The 18,858-nt window shown below is 68.2% G+C and carries 16 protein-coding genes and 2 pseudogenes; 1 reads left to right on the top strand and 17 read right to left on the bottom strand.

The window, feature by feature from the left end; all coding sequences use genetic code 11:
* Positions 1 to 120: 120 nt before the first annotated feature.
* Positions 121 to 321, bottom strand: a pseudogene (locus OC184_RS07280) (transposase); the annotation flags it as partial.
* Between the two features lie 16 nt (positions 322 to 337).
* On the opposite strand from OC184_RS07280, the pseudogene OC184_RS07275 reads away from it, so the two are divergent.
* Positions 338 to 1,213: pseudogene (locus OC184_RS07275) on the top strand (IS3 family transposase); the annotation flags it as partial.
* Here the strand turns inward: OC184_RS07275 and OC184_RS07270 are convergent.
* The 16 genes from OC184_RS07270 to dnaE form a co-directional block, all read right to left on the bottom strand.
* A complete protein-coding gene (locus OC184_RS07270) occupies positions 1,210 to 1,524 on the bottom strand; it encodes a hypothetical protein (protein WP_265506526.1) in 315 nt (104 codons plus the stop codon). The pseudogene OC184_RS07275 and the gene OC184_RS07270 overlap by 4 nt on opposite strands.
* 252 nt (positions 1,525 to 1,776) lie before the next feature.
* Positions 1,777 to 3,669 (bottom strand): ATP-dependent zinc metalloprotease FtsH, encoded by a 1,893-nt coding sequence (ftsH, locus tag OC184_RS07265; protein WP_265506525.1) that lies wholly within the window; start codon positions 3,667 to 3,669, stop codon positions 1,777 to 1,779.
* Between the two features lie 58 nt (positions 3,670 to 3,727).
* On the bottom strand, positions 3,728 to 4,954 hold the full coding sequence (gene tilS, locus OC184_RS07260) for a tRNA lysidine(34) synthetase TilS (protein ID WP_265506524.1): 1,227 nt from the start codon (positions 4,952 to 4,954) through the stop codon (positions 3,728 to 3,730).
* A complete protein-coding gene (locus OC184_RS07255) occupies positions 4,951 to 5,877 on the bottom strand; it encodes a tol-pal system YbgF family protein (protein WP_265506523.1) in 927 nt (308 codons plus the stop codon). Before OC184_RS07255 ends, tilS begins: the two co-directional genes overlap by 4 nt.
* Positions 5,874 to 6,410: an OmpA family protein gene (locus OC184_RS07250; protein ID WP_265506521.1), complete on the bottom strand. Its 537-nt coding sequence runs from the start codon at positions 6,408 to 6,410 to the stop codon at positions 5,874 to 5,876. Before OC184_RS07250 ends, OC184_RS07255 begins: the two co-directional genes overlap by 4 nt.
* 10 nt (positions 6,411 to 6,420) lie before the next feature.
* Positions 6,421 to 7,755, bottom strand: coding sequence for a Tol-Pal system beta propeller repeat protein TolB (gene tolB, locus OC184_RS07245; protein WP_265506520.1), 1,335 nt, complete (start codon positions 7,753 to 7,755; stop codon positions 6,421 to 6,423).
* A 47-nt stretch (positions 7,756 to 7,802) separates the two neighbouring features.
* Entirely contained in the window at positions 7,803 to 9,665 is a 1,863-nt protein-coding gene (locus OC184_RS07240) for a protein TolA (RefSeq protein ID WP_265506519.1), read from the bottom strand.
* A gap of 1 nt (position 9,666) precedes the next feature.
* On the bottom strand, positions 9,667 to 10,116 hold the full coding sequence (gene tolR / locus OC184_RS07235) for a protein TolR (RefSeq protein WP_265506518.1): 450 nt from the start codon (positions 10,114 to 10,116) through the stop codon (positions 9,667 to 9,669).
* A 3-nt stretch (positions 10,117 to 10,119) separates the two neighbouring features.
* On the bottom strand, positions 10,120 to 10,812 hold the full coding sequence (gene tolQ, locus OC184_RS07230; RefSeq protein WP_265506517.1) for a protein TolQ: 693 nt from the start codon (positions 10,810 to 10,812) through the stop codon (positions 10,120 to 10,122).
* A 113-nt stretch (positions 10,813 to 10,925) separates the two neighbouring features.
* Positions 10,926 to 11,654: a sulfotransferase-like domain-containing protein gene (locus OC184_RS07225; RefSeq protein WP_265506516.1), complete on the bottom strand. Its 729-nt coding sequence runs from the start codon at positions 11,652 to 11,654 to the stop codon at positions 10,926 to 10,928.
* Positions 11,647 to 12,039, bottom strand: a complete 393-nt coding sequence (gene ybgC / locus OC184_RS07220; RefSeq protein WP_322630188.1) for a tol-pal system-associated acyl-CoA thioesterase — start codon at positions 12,037 to 12,039, stop codon at positions 11,647 to 11,649. The genes OC184_RS07225 and ybgC overlap by 8 nt, the downstream gene beginning before the upstream one ends.
* 36 nt (positions 12,040 to 12,075) lie before the next feature.
* Complete coding sequence (gene ruvB, locus OC184_RS07215) at positions 12,076 to 13,107, bottom strand: Holliday junction branch migration DNA helicase RuvB (protein WP_265506515.1); 1,032 nt, start codon at positions 13,105 to 13,107, stop codon at positions 12,076 to 12,078.
* The gene (gene htpX / locus OC184_RS07210) at positions 13,104 to 14,012 is read right to left on the bottom strand and encodes a zinc metalloprotease HtpX (RefSeq protein ID WP_265506513.1); all 909 of its coding nucleotides are present in this window, start codon (positions 14,010 to 14,012) and stop codon (positions 13,104 to 13,106) included. The genes ruvB and htpX overlap by 4 nt, the downstream gene beginning before the upstream one ends.
* Positions 14,013 to 14,026: 14 nt before the next feature.
* Entirely contained in the window at positions 14,027 to 14,746 is a 720-nt protein-coding gene (gene ruvA, locus OC184_RS07205; protein WP_265506512.1) for a Holliday junction branch migration protein RuvA, read from the bottom strand.
* Positions 14,743 to 15,240, bottom strand: a complete 498-nt coding sequence (gene ruvC, locus OC184_RS07200; RefSeq protein WP_265506511.1) for a crossover junction endodeoxyribonuclease RuvC — start codon at positions 15,238 to 15,240, stop codon at positions 14,743 to 14,745. The genes ruvA and ruvC overlap by 4 nt, the downstream gene beginning before the upstream one ends.
* A gap of 115 nt (positions 15,241 to 15,355) precedes the next feature.
* The gene (gene dnaE, locus OC184_RS07195) at positions 15,356 to 18,826 is read right to left on the bottom strand and encodes a DNA polymerase III subunit alpha (RefSeq protein WP_265506509.1); all 3,471 of its coding nucleotides are present in this window, start codon (positions 18,824 to 18,826) and stop codon (positions 15,356 to 15,358) included.
* Positions 18,827 to 18,858 lie beyond the last annotated feature (32 nt).

Raw genomic sequence — 18,858 nt, 5'->3', positions numbered from 1 at the left:
AGTCCGCATCGCCATCCTCAACCGCTTCACCGCACTCGGCATTCCCGTCACGCAGCCCGTCGGCTGACTTCAGACGGGAAAGGGGAAATCTGATCTTCAAACGCTTCATGCAACAGCGCCGCGCCGAAGCCGTTCGTTCTCACGCGCCAGCTCGCGATCCTCGGCTGAGATTACGTCCGTGTCCCGAAGTGCGTTCACCCACTTATTGAGGGTCGACAAGCCGACCCCAAGATCATCCGCAACTTGACGCCGCGAAAGCCCGCTGGTCAGCGCAATCCGCACTGCATCCTTGCGAAATTCATCCGTCCTGACTGTGCCCATGGTTCATCTCCTCTGCTGCACATTACGTGGTCAAAGGAGCGGCACCAAACCGCGACAGGTCCAGGACGCGCTGACCGCGGACATCGTCGCCCTCGCCAGCCAATACGGGCGCTACGGCTATCGTCGCATCACGGCGCTTCTTCGTGAGGCCGGATGGGCGGTGAATGCCAAGCGGGTCGAACAGATCTGGCGGCGGACTGAGGAGGATCAGGAAAGGCACTGGTGGCGCGTTTCCCCGACGGAGCTGAAGGTTCGCCAAAAGTGAACCAAAAAGGGGCGCCTCTGGCTGGGCGACGGGTCATGCATCCGTCTGCGGCCGAACCACGTCTGGTCCTGAGACTTCGTCGAGAGCCGGACCCATGATGGAAGGAAGTTCCGCATGCTGAAGGTCATTGATGAGTTCACCCGAGGGTGCCTGGCGATCAGGATTGACCGAAAGCTGAACTCGATCGCGGTGATCGACGTCCTGGCCGATCTCTTCATCCTGCGAGGAATGCCCGGTCATGTTCGCTCGGAGTTGCCCATCGTGGCGCCATCGGTTCGAGCCCGATGGGCGACGGCCCGGAGTTCATCGCCAAAGCCGTTCGGGATTGGATCGATGCCGTGGGAGCGAAGACGGCATTCATCGAGCCCAGCAGTCCCCGGGAGAACGGCTACTGCGAGAGCTTCAACTCGAAGCTTCGTGACGAGCTGCTGGATGGCGAGATCTTCTACGCGCTCGCGGAGGCTCGCGTTGTGATCGAAGGGCGGCGCGTCCACTACAATACCGTGCGGCCTCATTCGTCGCCTGGCTATCGACCACCGGCGCCGGAAGCCATCTGGCCATCAAAGCGAGACATGTCCGCGACCCCCCTCGGCCCCAACCTTGGCACCACGACCCGTCATGCACTAAGACTGAAACAGGACCACCCGATCGGGGCAGGCCAGGACTTTGCGATCAAGGTCAGCCTGCCGGGGATGGACCACGGCGTCGCGCAAAGCCTGATCGATGGCAGCCACTAGATCTGCCCCTATTTCCACGCCACCGGCGGAACCCAGAAAATCAGCTCCTGCCTCGCCTGAGCCCTCGATATTGTCGGGCTCAATTGCCTTGAAGGCGTTGGTCTGCAGCGCGATCGTCGTCCTGAAGTCGTCAGCACGACCACAGCATCTGTATATCTGCGGCGCGGCGGCTGACGCCGCCCGCCGCGGAAGAAGTGGCACCAAACACGCCCCTCAGCCTGCAGAGATCGATAGCATCATGCGTCTAGAGCGGCAGTTTCTAGGGAACAAAACACGTCGTCGCCTCGGCCGGAACCCGCGCCCACGTCTCTACGATAGCTGACTTTCGCTCGGCAAAGCCCGTGGCCCGTGGCCCGTGGGAGGTCAGGATTGGCAAAACACCTGCCGGTCTTTTGACCCACAGGTGCAAACTCCATCATGACGCCAACAGCGCGATCCTGGCAAAGGACGCCCTCAGGCCGGCGCCGGATCGCCACCGGGTGCCGGTTTGCCCGCCTTCGGGATCGCGGTTACGGCGGGAATGAGGCTGCTCGGCGCGTCGTCGTCGCCGCCGTCAAGCGGCTCACCGCGGACAATGCGGCCGATTTCCTCGCCGGTCAGCGTCTCGTATTCCAGCAGGCCCTTGGCCAAGCGCTCGAACTCGACCTCCTTCTCCAGGAGGATCCGGCGGGCTTCCTGATAGCCAGCCTCGATCAGTTCTCGCACTTCCTGCTCGATCAGCTCCTTCGTCGAGGCAGAGACCGAGAAACCACCGGTGCTGCCGTTGTAACCCTCATGCGCCTCGGCATAGTCGACCGCGCCGACCTTGTCGGACATGCCCCAGCGCATGACCATGGCCCGGGCCAGCGCGCTGGCCTGCTGGATGTCGCCGGCCGGGCCGTTCGACACGCCCTCTTCGCCATACTTGATGATCTCGGCGGCCTTGCCGGCCATCGTCATGATGATCTTCTGCTTGGCCTCGTCCTTGTGAAAGTTCAGGCGGTCCATCTCGGGCAGGCTGACCACCATGCCGAGCGCACCCCCGCGCGGGATGATCGTCGCCTTGTAAACCGGGTCGCATTTCGGCAGCGACAAGCCGACTATCGCGTGGCCGGCCTCGTGATAGGCGGTCTTTTCCTTCTGCTCGGGGGTCAGGACCAGGCTGCGGCGTTCGACCCCCAGCATGACCTTGTCCTTGGCGCTCTCGAAATCGGCCATGCTGACGAAACGGCGACCGATGCGGGCGGCCATCAGCGCCGCCTCGTTCACGAGGTTCATCAGGTCGGCGCCCGAGAAGCCGGGCGTCCCGCGAGCGATCAGCCGCAGGTCGACATCGGGACCGACCGGGACCTTGCGGGCGTGAACCGACAGGATCTTCTCGCGGCCCTTGATGTCGGGGTTCGGGACGTGGATCTGGCGGTCGAAGCGGCCGGGGCGCAGCAGCGCCGGGTCCAGCACGTCCTTGCGGTTGGTGGCCGCGACGATGATGATCCCTTCGTTGGCCTCGAAGCCGTCCATTTCCACCAGAAGCTGGTTGAGCGTTTGCTCGCGCTCATCGTTGCCACCGCCGATGCCGACGCCGCGGGCGCGGCCGACCGCGTCGATCTCGTCGATGAAGAGGATGCAGGGCGCAGATTTCTTCGCCTGTTCGAACATGTCGCGCACGCGGCTGGCGCCGACGCCGACGAACATCTCGACGAAGTCCGAACCCGAGATGGTGAAGAACGGCACGCCGGCCTCGCCCGCGATGGCGCGGGCCAGCAGCGTCTTACCGGTGCCCGGAGGGCCGACCAGCAGCGCGCCTTTCGGGATCTTGCCGCCCAGGCGACTAAACTTCTGCGGGTTGCGCAGGAACTCGACGATCTCTTCCAGCTCTTCCTTGGCCTCGTCGATGCCGGCCACGTCGTCGAAGGTCACACGGCCGTGCTTTTCGGTCAGCAGCTTCGCGCGCGACTTGCCAAAGCCCATCGCGCCGCCCTTCCCGCCGCCCTGCATGCGATTCATGAAGAAGATCCACACACCGATCAACAGGATGAAGGGCAGCCAGACGCCCAGCATCGACATGAAGCCGCTGCTCTGCTGCTTGATGACGCGGACGTCGACGCCCTGCTGGATCAGCCTGTCGCTGATATCTTCGCCCATCGGGCGGACGGTAGCGTACTGCTGGCCGTCGCTGCCGGTGATCATCACATCCTCGCCATCGATGGTGACGGCGGTGACCTGATCGTTCTGCACACGCTCGATGAAGTCGGAGTAGCTGATCTGGCGACTGTTCATCGTGTTCGACCCGTCGCTGAACAGGTTGAACAGGGCCAGGATCATCAGGAACAGAACCACCCAGAAGGCGAGGTTGCGTGCATTGCCCAAATCGGCGTCCTCCGACGGAAAGTGGTTTGGGTTGAAAATAGGGATTATCCGCAAAGGTTCAATGAGCCTTCACCAGCCTGCGAAAATCTGCCACGTGCCGCAGCGGACGGATCACTGCCGCGTGATCGTTGTGCAGCGCAGGTGCCGCCACCAGATCCGTCCCGGACCAGATCGCGGGACTGGCCGCGGCTTCGTCCCGCGACAGTCCCGAGGAACGCCAACCCGTGCTCGGCAGCGCGTCGTATCCCAGGGCCGAGACATGGTGACCGTGCGGCAGGTCCAGGATCCGCCACCGGCGGTCCCAGACCGCGCCCGTGGCCGCACCGGCCCGCAGCGCCGCCGCAGGTTCGCGGATGATCCGCAGCCGGTCGCGGTCGGTCAGAATCATCGCCCCGTCTACCGTAACCCGCGTCTGCGCCATGACGCCGTGCATCGCATGCAGCAGCGCAGTGCGGCGGGGCGGATAGGCGGCGCCAGTCACCCACCGGCATGCGGCGACCAGAAGACGGCGGCGAACCTCGGCCGGGGCATCGCGAAACGGGCCGCGCGGCAGCGAGAGGCTGCCGCGATCCGCTGCCACGTCGCCAGAGGCCAGCAGGGCGAAGTCGGCCACGGCATCGCGCGCTTCGGCGATGTGGGCTGCGGAGCGCGCCAGTCCCGCCACGTCTAGGCCCAGTGCAGCGATGGCCCGGCGGACGCGCACGCGGTCAAAGTCGGTGTTCTCGTTCGACGGGTCGTCGATCCAGGCGATCCTCTGCCCGCCCAGCCAGTCGCGCAGGTCGGCCCGTCCGGCCGACAGCATCGGCCGCAGCCAGCGCATGCCGAAGGCGTCGCGCCACTCCGCCATCGCGGCCAGCCCGTCGATGCCGGACCCGCGCGCGAGGCGCATGATCAGCGTCTCGGCCACGTCGTCGGCGGTGTGACCAAGCGCGACGGCGGGAAGATCGCTGTCGCTAGCCCACGCCGCCAGCAGCTTCAGCCGCGCCTCGCGCGCCTCGGCCATCAGGTTGCCGCCATCGCCATCGCGCTGCCAGCGCAGGACCCTGTGCGGCAGACTCAGTCGCTCCGCAGCCTGGGCGACGGCCTGCGCCTCGGCGGCGCTGCCTTCCCGCAGCCCGTGATCGACCGTGGCCACCGCCAGGCGGCGGCCGCGCGCCCAATCCGCGGCGATATGCATCAGCGCGATGGAATCACCACCGCCCGATACCGCCAGCCCTAATGCTGGCAGATCGCCCGCCAACCGGTCCAGCGCGGCGCGCACCCCGGCAGCCGGGTCGCCGGTCACTGGTGTTCGGCAAGGTCTGCCGCCGCCTCGGGATCAAGGGCGGGGTCCAGCAGCGGATCAAGGACGCCGAGGTCGCTCTGCCCGCAGCGGATGCGTGCCGCCTCTGCCTCGGCCTGCAGGGCCTGCGAAGTGCCGGGAAAGCGTGCCGGAACCTCGGCCAGATAGAGGCAGGCGGCCGTGGGATCCCCCTGCCCCTCGATGATCCGGGCGATGCCCAGAAGGCTTTCGCCCGCGCGCTTGCCGTCGGGATCGGCCGCAAATCCCTCCAGCCATGCTGCGGCGGCTTCGCGCGGCTGGCCCGCCAGGTCCAGCGCCTGTCCGCGCAGGAACAGCGCTTCGGCCGTCAGCGGTCCACCGGCGTGGGTTTCCGCCACCCTGGCGAACATCTCCGCCGCCCGGACATGGTCGCCGCTGTCCAGCGCTGCCTTGGCCGCGTCGAAATCGGCCTGCTCGGCCGCGGTCGAGGCCGGGGCGCTGTCCTCCGGAACCGCCGGGGCCGAGGGCGCCAGCTCGGGCTGCGCGCCGATGGGCTGGGTCACCGTCAGCGCGCTGAGGTCGCAGGCGGGGTCCATCTCGCACAGGCGGAACTCCAGGTCGGCAAGCCGCCGCTCACCCTCGACCGACATGCGGTTGATGCGGTTCTGGAGCTGCTCGGCCTGGTTGGTCAGGGCCTTCAGGCGACCCTCCATCGCGTTCATGCGATCAATGGCGCTGGCGCCCCCGGCCGCACGGAACCCCTCGGCCCCCGAGGCGACGAGTTCCGCCCGCAGCTCGTGCAACTGGCTGCGCAAGTCCCCAAGCTCGGTCCGCAGATCGGCCAGCGTCGCCGGATCTGGCTGGCTGGCCGGATCCTGCTGCGCCAGCGCCATATGCGGTACCGCCAGCGTCAGCGCCAGCAGGGCAGAGGTCGTCCAGTGCCTCATGCGCCCGGTCCGGCTTCAGTGACGACCGTCACGGCGCGGCGGTTCTGGGTATAACAGCTTTCGTCCGAACAGGTCGCCGCAGGACGCTCCTTCCCGAATGACAGCGTGCGGATGCGTCCTGGGGCGACACCCTGGGCCACCAGGTATTCCTGCACCGCGCTGGCGCGTCGCGCGCCCAAAGCCAGGTTGTATTCGCGCGTGCCGGTCTCTTCGGCATGCCCTTGCACAACGGCCGTAAAAGCGCCGTGCCGCGACAGCCAGTCCGCCTGCCGCGCCAGGACGGTGCGCGCCTCGGGCGTCAGGGTCGTCTGGTTGGCCGGGAACAGCACAGTGTCGCCGACCGTGTTCTGGAAATACTGCACCGTCGCCTCGGCCCCCAAGGTGCCGCCGGCCAGGTCGCCCTGGAAGACCGCGCCGCCGCCGATGCTGGCATAGGGGTCGACCACCGGCACCGCCGGGGGCGGAGCGGGCCGGGCGCAGGCGGCCAGCGCCAGCAGGACGGCCATCAGTGCAGGCTTCGCGGCGACGTTCATCATGTCATCCTCATGGCATCAGGGGGCCCCAGGACGGGTCCGAGGCGGCAAAGTCAAGGTCCAGCGGGCGCATGTTCCGCCCGGTGATGTCCACCGAGTGCAGCCGCGGCTCACCCGAGCCGCCGGGCGTCACGCGCGTGAACATCACGACGCGCCCATTGGGTGCCCAGGTCGGGCCTTCGTCAAGGAAGGAATCGGTCAGCGTCTTCTCGGCGGACCCGTCGGTGCGCATGACGCCGATGTGGAACCTTTCGCCGACCTGGCTGGTGAAGGCGATCATGTCGCCCTTGGGCGACCATGCGGGGCTGCCATAGCGGCCGGCGCCGAACGAGATGCGCGTCGGCTCTCCGCCCTCTAGCCCTATGATATAAAGCTGCGGCGTCCCCGACCGGTCGCTTTCGAAGACGATGCGCTTCCCGTCAGGGCTGAAGCTGGGCGAGGTCTCGATCGAGGGCGCATCCGTCAGCGGGCGCTGCGCCCCGGTCGCGGCGTCCATCAGCCAGATGTCGGTGTTCCCGCCATTCTCGCGCGAATAGGCCACCCACCGGCCGTCAGGGCTGAAGGTCGGCGCGAAAGCCATCGCGCCAGTGTCCTGCGTCAGCGGCCGCGACGTCACCGTGGCGATGTCCATCACCCGGATCTGCGGGAAGCCGCTGTCATAGCTGGTGTAGAGCAGCCGCCGCCCGTCCGCCGAGAACTTGGGCGCCAGCACCAGGGAGGAGCTGTCCGTCATCCACAGAATGTTCTCGCCGTCGTAATCCATGACGCCGATCCGCTTGATGCGGGCGTTCTTCGGTCCGGTTTCCTGCACGAAGGCCACGCGGCTGTCGAAATAGGGCTTCTCGCCGGTCAGCCGGGAATAGACCTGGTCTGCGATCTTGTGCGCGGCCCGGCGCCAGTCGGCGGCGCGGGCGTCGAACTGCATCCCGTCGCCCTGCGGCTGGCCCGACACCACGTCGAACAGGCGGAACCGGACACTGATGTTCTCGCCCATCTGGCGCACCTCGGCCGAGACCAGCGCCTGCGCGTCGACCGCGCGCCAGTCGTCATAGCTGACGGCCTCGGTGAAGCTGGCCGGCTGCACCTGGTGCGACGCAATCGGGATCTCGCGGAAAAGACCCGTGCCGGTCAAATCGTCGGCCACTACCTCGCGGACGCGGGCCGCAATCTCCTCGTCGCCGTGGAATTCCGGGATGGCGATCGACATCGGCTCGATTACGCCATCGGTGATCTCGATCCGCAGCGGCGCCTCCTGCGCCAGAAGGGGACCGGCGGGCAGCAGCGCCGCACCGGCGAGGGCCAGAGCAATCGTGGCGGCGGGGGCAAGTGTCGATCGGCGGAACATGGCGGCCTCATTATCTCGGGTCGTCGGAAAGCGAAAGGCGGGGCGCATCAGAACTCGACCCCCTCGGGGCGGAAGTCGACGACGACGTCCCGCCACCGGCCGTATTTCTGCGGCGGCAGATCAAAGCCGGACCGCCCGCACATCAGGATTGCGCGGCGCGCGACGTCGAAGGCCTGCTGCGCCCCGGTTTCCGAGCCGCCCCGGAAGCCCGCCATCCGCAGGCTGTCGGGATCGGGGACACCGTCCGGCGACAGCGTCATCCCGACCGAAACAGTCATCTGTGACGCCTCGACCGACAGCGCGCCGACGTTCCAGCAGTTCTGGATGGCGAAGCGCAGCCCCTCGCGCTCGGCCAGGGACAGCGGCTCGCCCATCGGCAGGCCCTGAGCGGCGTCGGGCAGCGGGGTGACGCGCAGCGGGCCTGGCACAAGCTGCATGGCGTCAGCCGGCACGCCGGGCTCGGGCGCAGGATCGCCGCCCCCCATCGCCCCCGCCAGCGCCGCCGCCAGCGGGTCCATCCCCGCCGAGGCGCCGCTGCCGCCCTCGATCATCTGCCGGTCGCCGCCCTGCGCGGTGCCGGTCGAGGCGGTGTCGGTCCCCTCGGCCCCGACCTGCCCCTGCTGAGCCTCGCGGAGCGCATCCTCCAGTGCCTGGCGGTCGGCCTCCTCGCGGGCGGCATCGGCCGCCGCCTGTCGCTCGGCGGCTTCACGCGCAGCCTCGGCGGCGCGACGTTCCTCGGCCGCACGCTCGGCAGCCTCGGCGGCGCGACGCTCCTCGGCCGCGCGCTCGGCAGCCTCGGCGGCGCGGCGCTCCTCGGCCGCGCGCTCGGCAGCCTCGGCGGCGCGGCGCTCCTCGGCCGCACGTTCGGCAGCCTCGGCAGCGCGGCGTTCCTCGGCCGCCCGCTCGGCGGCTTCGGCGGCGCGACGTTCCTCGGCCGCACGCTCGGCAGCCTCGGCGGCGCGACGCTCCTCGGCCTCGCGCTCGGCGGCTTCAGCGGCGCGGCGCTCCTCAGCCGCCCGTTCGGCAGCCTCGGCGGCGCGGCGTTCCTCGGCCTCGCGTTCGACAGCTTCGGCGGCGCGGCGCTCCTCGGCCTCGCGTTCGGCAGCTTCGGCGGCGCGGCGCTCCTCGGCCTCGCGTTCGGCAGCTTCGGCGGCGCGGCGCTCCTCGGCCGCGCGATCGGCAGCCTCGGCGGCGCGGCGCTCCTCGGCCGCGCGTTCGGCAGCTTCGGCGGCGCGGCGCTCCTCGGCCTCGCGCTCGGCGGCTTCAGCGGCGCGGCGCTCCTCGGCTTCAGCCTGGCGGCGATTGTAGTTTGCAACCAGATCCTCTGGCCGCCCCTGCGGGCGCGGCGAGCGGTCGAGCGCAAGGATGGAACGGGGCGCCACCGGAGTGGCGGCACTGTCGGGCTGCGGCGCGGCAGGCTGCGAGGGCTGCGCCTCGGGCAGCGGCGCGACTGTCGGAGCCGCCGGTTCGGGCAGCGTCACCGTTGCGTCGTCCTGCGGCTGCGCGGGCGCCGGCAGGTCGGTGGCCACATCGACGGGCGCGGGGGCAAGTGCCGCCAGATCGTCAAGATCAGGTGCGGTTTCGGCCGCGTCGGGCGCAGCCAGCGGGGCGGACTGGGCCGCTTCAGGCGGAGAGGCGTCGGCGGGACGCGCCGCGTCTCTTTCGGCGGTGGCGGCCGGTTCGGAAAGGCTGGCCACCGCCGTCGCCTCGGCGCCCACCGGGCCGGCGCCGCGGGATGCGGCCGCAAGGGCCTCGAACTCGGCGCCGCTGATGGTGGACACCTCGGTCGTTCGGACTGGCGGGCTGGGCTGGGGACGAAACAGCGCGCCGCCCAGCACCGCCCAGAGGATCAGCGACCCATGCGCCACCCCCGAGATCCAGTAGCCGATGCGGCCCTCGCGCTCGTCCATGTCAGCCGTCCATCCGCGGTCCGCCGGTCTCGGTGACCAGCACGATGTCGGTGATGCCGGCGGCGTTCAGCGCGCCCATGATCTGGACCACGCGGGCATAGGGGATTGATCCGTCGGCCCGCAGGAAGACCCGGCCCGACTGCCGCCCCTCCAGCGCCCCGCGCAGTGCAGTGACCAATTGGTCGTCGGCGACCGGCTGGTCCTGCACCTGCATCGTGCCCTGGGCAGGGATCGAGATGACCAGCGGCTCCTCCTGCTCGGTCGGGACGGCATTGGCGGCGGTCTCGGGAAGGTCCAGGGGCACGCCCGCCGTCATCAGAGGCGCCGCGACCATGAAGATGATCAGCAGCACCAGCATGACGTCGACGAAGGGCGTGACGTTGATCTCGGACATGGGCAGGTTGCGCCGCCTGCCCCTGGTCCTGACCCGCTTGACGACCGAGGATGCCATGGCTCAGGCCTCGTCCATCTGGCGCGACAGCAGGGTCGAGAACTCGTCCGAGAACGCCTCCCACCCGCCCGTGATGCGTTCGGCGTCGCCCGAGAGCTTGTTGTAGAAGACGACGGCCGGAATGGCCGCGACGAGGCCCAGGGCGGTGGCCAGCAGCGCCTCGGCGATGCCGGGGGCGACGACGGCCAGGCTGGTATCCTGGGTCAGGGCGATGCCCTCGAAGGCGGTCTTGATGCCCCAGACCGTGCCGAAAAGCCCAATGAAGGGCGCCGTGGACCCGACGGTCGCTAGGAATGACAGGCCGCGGAACAGGCGCCCCTCCTCTCGCTGGATGGCCACGTTCATGGCGCGGTCGATGCGGCTGATGCCGCCGGGGATCAGCCGCCCGTCGTCGCGGTGGCTGCGGCGCCATTCGGTCATGCCGGCGCTGAAGATCCGCTCGGACGCGCCCTTGGGGCGGTCGCCCAGGCGGTCGTAGAGATCGTCCAGGGGTTCGCCAGACCAGAAGGACCGGTCGAAGCGGCTGGCCTCGGTCCGGGCGCGGGCAAAGACCAGGAACTTCTGTACGATGATCGCCCAGGACCAGAAAGACGCCGCGATCAGCAGGACCATGACGATCTGCACCGTCAGGGACGATCGCCAGAACAACGCGACGGCCGAAAAGTCGATGGCCTCGGCGGCCTGAATGGGTTCCATTGTCACTGCCTCATCTTCATGGCCCGTGGCTGCTGGGCAGCCCGGCGTTCAGCGCCCTTTAGCGTGTTCCTAGCAAGGGTTTCATCCCCCAAGGCAACACAATGGCGTCAGTTTTACACGATCCGCAGCCGGTGTGCCGCAATTGCCCGGTAGGACGGCCGCAGCGCCGCCGCCAGCGCGGCCAGATCGCCCTCCAGCCGGGGTAGCGGCCCCTCGGGGCCGCCGAAGCCGGTCGAGCGGTTGACGGCGTCGTACCAGACCCGGCCCCAGACACCGTCATGGGGATGCGGACCGGGCGCCCAGGACAACATTGCCGGCGTCCAGTCGATGCCGATGGCCGCGCAGAGGGCCTGCAGCGCAGCGGCCGGGTCGCGGCGGATGTCGGCGCTGTCAATCACCACTGGGGCGAGGCCGTGGGCGGCCATGTGCTGCCACAACTGCCATTGCCGGTCGAACCCCAGTTCTGCCGGGTCGGGAAGGCCGCGCTTGGCGGCGAACGACGCGGCCACCCGTTCGGGTTCGCGAATCAGGAAGACGTTGGTGACCGACGCCGTCCAGTCCAGGTCCATGCCCGGCAGCATGTGCTGGACCATGTGCTTCTGGTACTGCAGGGGCAGGCCCGCCGGCTGCGTCGTCAGCTCGGGCAGCACCTGGCGCCAGTCCGCCGGCTGGCTGGCGATCACCTCGTCGCGCATCGGATGCGGCAGGCCGGTTTGCAGCAGATAGTGGGCATAGAACGGCTCGTCCACGCAGGCGCAGTCGCCCCGCGCGCCGAAGCTGCGCATCATCGCGGTCGACAGGTTCCGCGGCCCCGACCACATGGCGATGCGCCGCTCAGTCATCGATGGCGGTCCTCAGAAACGCAGGAAGCCGCACGGGCCGCCCCTGCCGGTCAAGGCAGGCGACGGTGACGAAGGCGGTGAACAGCAGCTGGTCGCCGCGCCGCACCTGCTGGTCGACGACAATGCGCGCCGGGCTGGCCTGTGCAAGCGCCGTCCTGACCGTCAGAAGATCGTCGAAACGGGCTGGCCGAAGATAGTCCGCCTCGACCCGCCTGACGGCAAAGACATGTCCGGTGTCCTGCTGCATCCTCAGCTGGTCGATCCCCAGTGCGCGCAGCCATTCCGACCGCCCGCGCTCGATGTATTTCATGTAGTTGGCGTAATAGACGATACCGGCCAGGTCGGTATCCTCGTAATAGACGCGAAGTGTGATCTCGTGGCTCATGGCGGTCACGCTAAGGTGATTTTGCGCGCTGTGCAATCAGCCGTCGAACAGCGTTCCCTGTCCCTGCGGCGCCGGCATGTCCAGCCCCAGATGCCGCCAGGCGCGCGCAGCAAGCTGCCGTCCTCGAGGGGTCCTGGCGATCAGCCCCTGCTGAAGCAGGTAGGGCTCGATCACCTCCTCGATGGCGTCGCGGCTTTCGGACAGGGCAGCCGACAGCGTCTCGACGCCGACAGGGCCGCCGCCGTAATGCTGCGCCATCAGCGTCAGATAGCGGCGGTCCGCCCCGTCCAGGCCGATGTCGTCCACGCCAAGCCGGGTCAGCGCCATGTCGGCAATCTCTCGGGTCAGGCGGCCATTGCCCTCGACCAGCGCGAAGTCGACCACGCGGCGCAGCAGGCGGCCAGCGATGCGCGGCGTCCCACGAGAGCGGCGCGCGATCTCCAAGGTGCCTTCCGAGTCGGCGCCGATGCCCATCAGTCGGGCGCCGCGCTGGACGATCAGGTCCAGCTCGGGGATCTCGTAGAACTGCAGCCGGGTGGGAATGCCGAAACGGTCGCGCAGCGGCGTCGTCAGCAGGCCAAGCCGTGTGGTCGCGCCGACCAGGGTAAAGGGCTGCAGCTCGATCCGCACCGTGCGCGCGGCGGGGCCTTCGCCGATGACGAGGTCAAGCTCGAAATCCTCCATCGCGGGATAGAGCACCTCCTCCACCGCCGGATTCATGCGGTGGATTTCGTCGATAAACAGGACGTCTCGAGCCTCGAGGTTCGTCAAAATCGCTGCCAAGTCGCCCGCCCGCGCGATGACCGGCCCCGAGGTCATGCGGAAGTTCACGCCCAGTTCGCGCGCCATGATCTGCGCCAGGGTCGTCTTGCCCAGGCCCGGCGGTCCGAAGAACAGCGTGTGGTCCATCGCCTTGCCGCGCATCTTGGCGCTTTCGATGAACACCTTGAGGTTCGCCCGCGCCTCGGCCTGACCCACGAATTCCGAAAGGTTCTGCGGGCGCAGCGCACGATCCTCGGCATCGCTCTCCAGCGCCTCGGGGCGCAGGACGGGATCGGGCTGGCTCATCCCCGGCCCCAAGGGGTGCGTCGGCCGGTCTGCGGGATGCGGCTTGGCGACAGGTCGGGCGCCGGGGCGGCCCCGCCCTGCATCGCCATCAGCCGGGCGATCCGCTCCTCGGTCGGCGGGTGGGTGGCAAACAGCTTGTCGGCCCGCAGGGCGTGCAGCGGGTTGACGATGAACATCGACGCCGCCGCCGGGTTGCGCTCGGCCGGGACGTTGACAGTCCGGCCCGCCGCCACGGCGATCCGCTGCAGGGCCGATGCCAGCGCCCGCGGCTGCCCACAGATGGCCGCGCCGGTCGCGTCGGCCTCGTATTCCCGCGCGCGGGAGATCGCCATCTGCACCATCATTGCCGCCAGAGGCGCGAAGATCATGGCGAGGATGCCGCCGATTGCCCCGCCGCGCCCCTCGCGGCCGCCCATGAACAGCATCATGTTCCCCATCATTGCAATGGCGCCGGCCATGGTGGCGGTGACGGTCATCGTCAGCGTGTCGCGATGCTTGATATGGGCCAGTTCATGCGCGATGACGCCGGCGATCTCGTCCCGGCTCAGCGTGTCCACAAGGCCCTGCGTGACCGCGACGGCGGCGTTATCGGGGTTGCGGCCGGTGGCGAAGGCGTTCGGCTGTTGGGTCGGCAGAAGATACAGCTTCGGCATCGGCAGGTCGGCGCGGCGGGCAAGATCGGCGGTCAGATCATAAAGCTCCGCCCCCAGACGCGGTGACAGCTCGACTGCGCCCTGCTGGCGCAGGACCAACTTGTCGCTGTTCCAATAGCTGAAGAAGTTCATGCCACCGGCGATCAGCAGCGCGATCAGCGCGCCGCCCTGCCCGCCCAGCATCCAGCCAAGCGCCATCACCAGCGCCGTCAGCGCCGCCATCAGCATGAAGACCTTGACGTTACCTGCCATCACGCGATCCTCCGTCACTCCTTCGGCGCAAGCAGCCGCAGCGCCGCGCGGATCAACGCCGGCATCGAGGCCGCCGGTTCCCGCGCCTGCGCCTCTGCCACGGCACTTGCCGCCTCGGACGAACCATAGCCCAGATTCGTCAGCGCCGACAGCGCATCGGCCATCGCCTGCCCCGCCGCCGCCCCGCCAACGGCGGGGCGCGCCTCGTTGCCGGGGATCGACCCCGGCGCCGAGGCGGCGGACGGGCCGGGCTCAATGCCCGGCTCGTCCGCACCACCGCCCGCGGCAACGTCCCCGGCGTCGACGGTCAAGGCACCGCCCAAGGCCATGACAGAAGGTGCCTTGTCCTTCAGTTCCAGCACGATCCTCTGGGCCAGCTTCGGCCCGACGCCATTGGCCTTGCGCACCGATGCCCAGTCTCCCAGTGCGATGGCGCGGCCCAGGCCGTCGGGCCCAAGCGTCCCGAGAATTGCCAGCGACACCTTCGCCCCTACCCCTTGGACCGAGGTCAGCAGCCGGTGCCACTCCTTCTCCAGCATGGTGGGAAAGCCGAACAGCTGCAGAAGATCCTCACGCACCAGCAACTCGGTGTAAAGCGCGGCCGCCTGTCCGACCGGCGGCAGCCCCGCCGCCGTCCGTTCGCTGACATGGACGATGTAGCCGACGCCGCGCACGTCGATCAGGACCTGATCCCGCGCCCGGTGGATGATGACGCCTGCAATCCGCCCGATCATGCCGACCTCGCCACGCGCAGCGTCCGGCCTTGCAGATGCCGGGCATGGCAGATCGCGATCGCCAGCGCATCCGCGGCATCGGGGCTTTCGAAGCGGACGCCGGGCAGCTGGACCCGAACCATGTGCTGCACCTGCTCCTTGCCGGCATGGCCCACACCGACGACGGTCTTCTTGACTGCATTCGGGGCGTATTCGCCGACGGCGATGCCAGCCTCGGCAGGCGCCAGAAGGGCGACACCGCGCGCCTGTCCCAGCTTGAGCGTGCCGGTTGCATCCTTGTTCACGAAGGTCTGCTCCACCGCCGCTTCGTCCGGTGCATGGGCCGAAATGACGGCGCAGAGGCCGCGAAACAGCGCAGACAACCGTGCCCCCAAATCATGGCCGCCATCCGAATGGATCGTGCCGTTGGCGATGTGGCGGAGCCGGGGGCCGTCCACCTCGATCACTCCCCAACCCATGTTCCGCAACCCGGGATCGATGCCCAAGACCTTCATGCTGCCCTCTTTTTCCCAATGGTTAGCACGAAGCGCGAACATCTGCATAGGGGTCAAAGGCCGGGGGCGCTTCGCCCCCCGGACCCCCAGAGGGTATTTCGACAAAGAAGAAGGGCTATTCCTCGACCACGTCCAGCACGCCTGGAACGGCACGCAGGGCCTGGCGGGCTGGCGTCGTCAAAGGCGCGTCGTTGGCGACCTCGATCTCGATGACCTCGTCGCCCTCGCGCAGGCGCAGGCGGATCGGGCCGCGCGCCCGCGACGGAGCAACGATCTCGGTGCGGATGCGGGTCAGCACCTCGGCCAGGCGCGGGATGGTGTCGGCGCCTTGCATCTCGACCGCAAGGCAGCCGGCGCCCGCGTCGGCCACGAAATCCTCAAGCGCCGCCACCGAATTGGCCAGCATCTTCACCTGGTCGCCGGACGGTTCCACCTTGACCTGCAGCACCACGTTCGCGCCCGGCTCAAGCTTGTCGCGCGAGGCGTTCAGAAGGTCCGAAAAGACCGTCGCCTCGTAAAGGCCGGTCGGGTCCGACAGGCTGACGAAGGCGTATTGGGTCCCCTTGGCCGACTTCCGCTCCATCCGCGCGGCCACGGTTCCAGCGATCTGCGCGACCAGCGGTCCGTTCAGCGCGTCCTGGCTGATCTCGGCCAAGGTCTGGACCTTCTTGCGTCTCAGGGCCGGCTGATAGTCATCCAGAGGATGCCCCGACAGGTAAAAGCCGATGGCCTTGTGTTCCTCGCCCAGCTTCTCGGTCGGCAGCCAGATCCCGGTCAGGGGTGGACGCGGTGGCGGCAGATCCTCGCCGCTACCGAACAGCGACGTCTGCGCCGATGCCGCCTGCTCCTGCACCGCCGCCGACCAGGCGCAGAGCGCGTCCAGCGACTTCATCACCCGCGCCCGGTTGTCGTCCAGCCCGTCGAAGGCGCCGGCACGAGCCAGCATCTCCAGCGGGCGCTTGCCGACGCGCTTCATGTCGACGCGGCGGGCAAAGTCGTGGATGTCGCTGAAGGGCGTGTCGCCCCGTGCCTGATGGATCAGGCCCATCGCGTCCAGGCCCACGCCCTTCAGCGCGCCCAGGGCATAATAGATCCGGCCGGGCCCGACCGTGAAGGTGGGCGCAGATCGGTTCACGCAGGGCGGCACGATCTCGATCCCCATGCGGTCGCACTCGCGCTTGTAGATCGCCAGCTTGTCGGTCAGGTGGATGTCGCAGTTCATCACCGCAGCCATGAACTCGACCGGGTGGTTCGCCTTGAGCCAGGCGGTCTGATAGCTGACGACCGCATAGGCGGCGGCATGCGACTTGTTGAAGCCGTAGTTGGCGAATTTCTCCAGCAGATCGAAGACCTCGCCCGCCTTCTTTTCCGGCACGCCGTTGGCGACACTGCCCTTGATGAACTTCGGCCGTTCCTTTGCCATCTCGGCGGCGATCTTCTTGCCCATGGCGCGGCGCAGCAGGTCGGCGCCACCGAGGGAATAGCCGGCCATGACCTGCGCGATCTGCATCACCTGTTCCTGATAGACAATGATGCCCTGCGTCTCGGCCAGGATGTGGTCGATCGAGGGATGGATCGATTCCAGTTCGCGCAGGCCGTTCTTGACCTCGCAATAGGTCGGGATGTTCTCCATCGGGCCGGGACGATAGAGCGCCACCAGCGCCACGATATCCTCGATGCAGGTCGGCTTCATGCGCCGCAGCGCGTCCATCATCCCCGAGCTTTCGACCTGGAACACCGCCACCGTGCGGGCGCTGGCGAACAGGTCGTAGCTGGCCTTGTCGTCCAGCGGGATGGCGTTGATCTGGTTCTCGGCTCCACTGGGCGGCTCGTAAAGCGTCCGCCCCTCGGCGCAGACATGCAGCGGGCGGCCCGCCCCGTTGATCAGGTCCACTGCGTTCTGGATCACCGTCAGCGTCTTCAGGCCCAGGAAGTCGAACTTGACCAGCCCGGCCTGTTCGACCCACTTCATGTTGAACTGCGTGGCCGGCATGTCGGACGCCGGATCGCGATAAAGCGGCACCAGACGGTCCAGCGGACGGTCGCCGATCACGACGCCCGCGGCATGGGTCGAGGCGTTGCGGTAAAGCCCCTCCAGCTGTTCGGCATAATCCAGAAGGCGCTTCACCACCTCCTCGCGCGCAGCCTCGCGCAAGCGGGGTTCGTCGGCGCGGGCCTTGGTGATGCTGACGGGCTTCACGCCCTCGACCGGGATCATCTTGGACAGGCGATCGACCTGACCGAAGGGCAGCTGCAGCACCCGGCCCACGTCGCGCACGGCGGCCTTGGACAGCAGCGCACCGAAGGTGATGATCTGCCCCACCTTGTCGGCCCCGTACTTGCCCTGCACATAGCGGATCACCTCTTCCCGGCGGTCCATGCAGAAGTCGATGTCGAAGTCGGGCATGCTGACGCGTTCCGGGTTCAGGAATCGTTCGAACAGCAGGCTGTAGCGCAGCGGATCGAGGTCGGTGATGGTCAGCGCATAGGCCACAAGCGACCCCGCCCCCGACCCCCGGCCCGGCCCGACGGGAATGCCCTGCGCCTTGGCCCAGCCGATGAAATCCGCGACGATCAGAAAATAGCCGGGGAAACCCATCTGCTCGATGATGTTCAGCTCGAAGTCCAGGCGGGCGTGGTATTCCTCGACGCTGACGGCGTGGGGGATGACCTTCAGCCGCGCTTCCAGCCCCTCGCGCGCCTGTCGGCGCAGTTCGGACACCTCGTCATCGGCAAAGCGCGGCAGGATCGGGGCGTGCTTCTTGACAGCGAAGGCGCAGCGGCGGGCGATCTCGACGGTGTTCTCGATCGCCTCGGGCAGGTCGGCGAAGAGGACCGCCATCTCCTCGGGCGACTTGAAGTAATGCTGCGGCGTCAGGCGGCGGCGGGGCTGGGACTGGTCAACATAGGCCTTTTCCGCGATGCAGATCAGCGCGTCATGCGCCTCGTACATCGTGGTCTTGGGAAAATAGACGTCGTTCGTGGCGACCAGCGGCAGGTCCTTGGCATAGGCGAGGTCGATCAGCCCGGCCTCTGACGCGGCTTCGGCGGCCATCAGCTGGCCGTTCTCGCCGGGATGTCGCTGCAGCTCCACATAAAGCCGGGTTGGAAAGGCCGCCGACAGCCGATCGGCCAGCGCCGCGGCCTTGTCAGCCTGTCCCTGCGCGACCAGCGCCCCCAGCGGACCAGTCGCACCGCCGGTCAGGCAGATCAGCCCGTCGGAGCGTTCGCACAGCTCCTCGACTGTCACATGCGGCAGCGCGCCGCCTTCGCGCAGATAGAGGCAGGTGGACAGCGACATCAGGTTCAGCCAGCCTTCCTGGTCCTGCGCCAACAGCACCACCGGCCCCGTCGCGTCGGCCGCCAGCGTCACCTGGCAGCCGATGATCGGCTGCACCCCCTTGTCACGCGCCTTCACGCTGAATTCCAGCGCCGCGAACATGTTGTTCGTGTCCGTCAACGCCACGGCGGGCATTCCCGCGTCTGCCGCCAATGCAGGCAGTTTGCCCACCGGAATGGCACCTTCCAGCAACGAATGCTCGGAATGTGTGCGAAGGTGGATGAATCGAGGGGATTTTGCGGTCATGATGGGATCACTATCGCAGGCTGCCCAAACAG

The organism is Paracoccus rhizosphaerae (assembly GCF_026162645.1).
Taxonomy (GTDB): domain Bacteria; phylum Pseudomonadota; class Alphaproteobacteria; order Rhodobacterales; family Rhodobacteraceae; genus Paracoccus; species Paracoccus rhizosphaerae.
The sequence above is the reverse complement of the archived record's forward strand: the minus strand, read 5'-3'. Positions and strand labels throughout refer to the sequence as shown.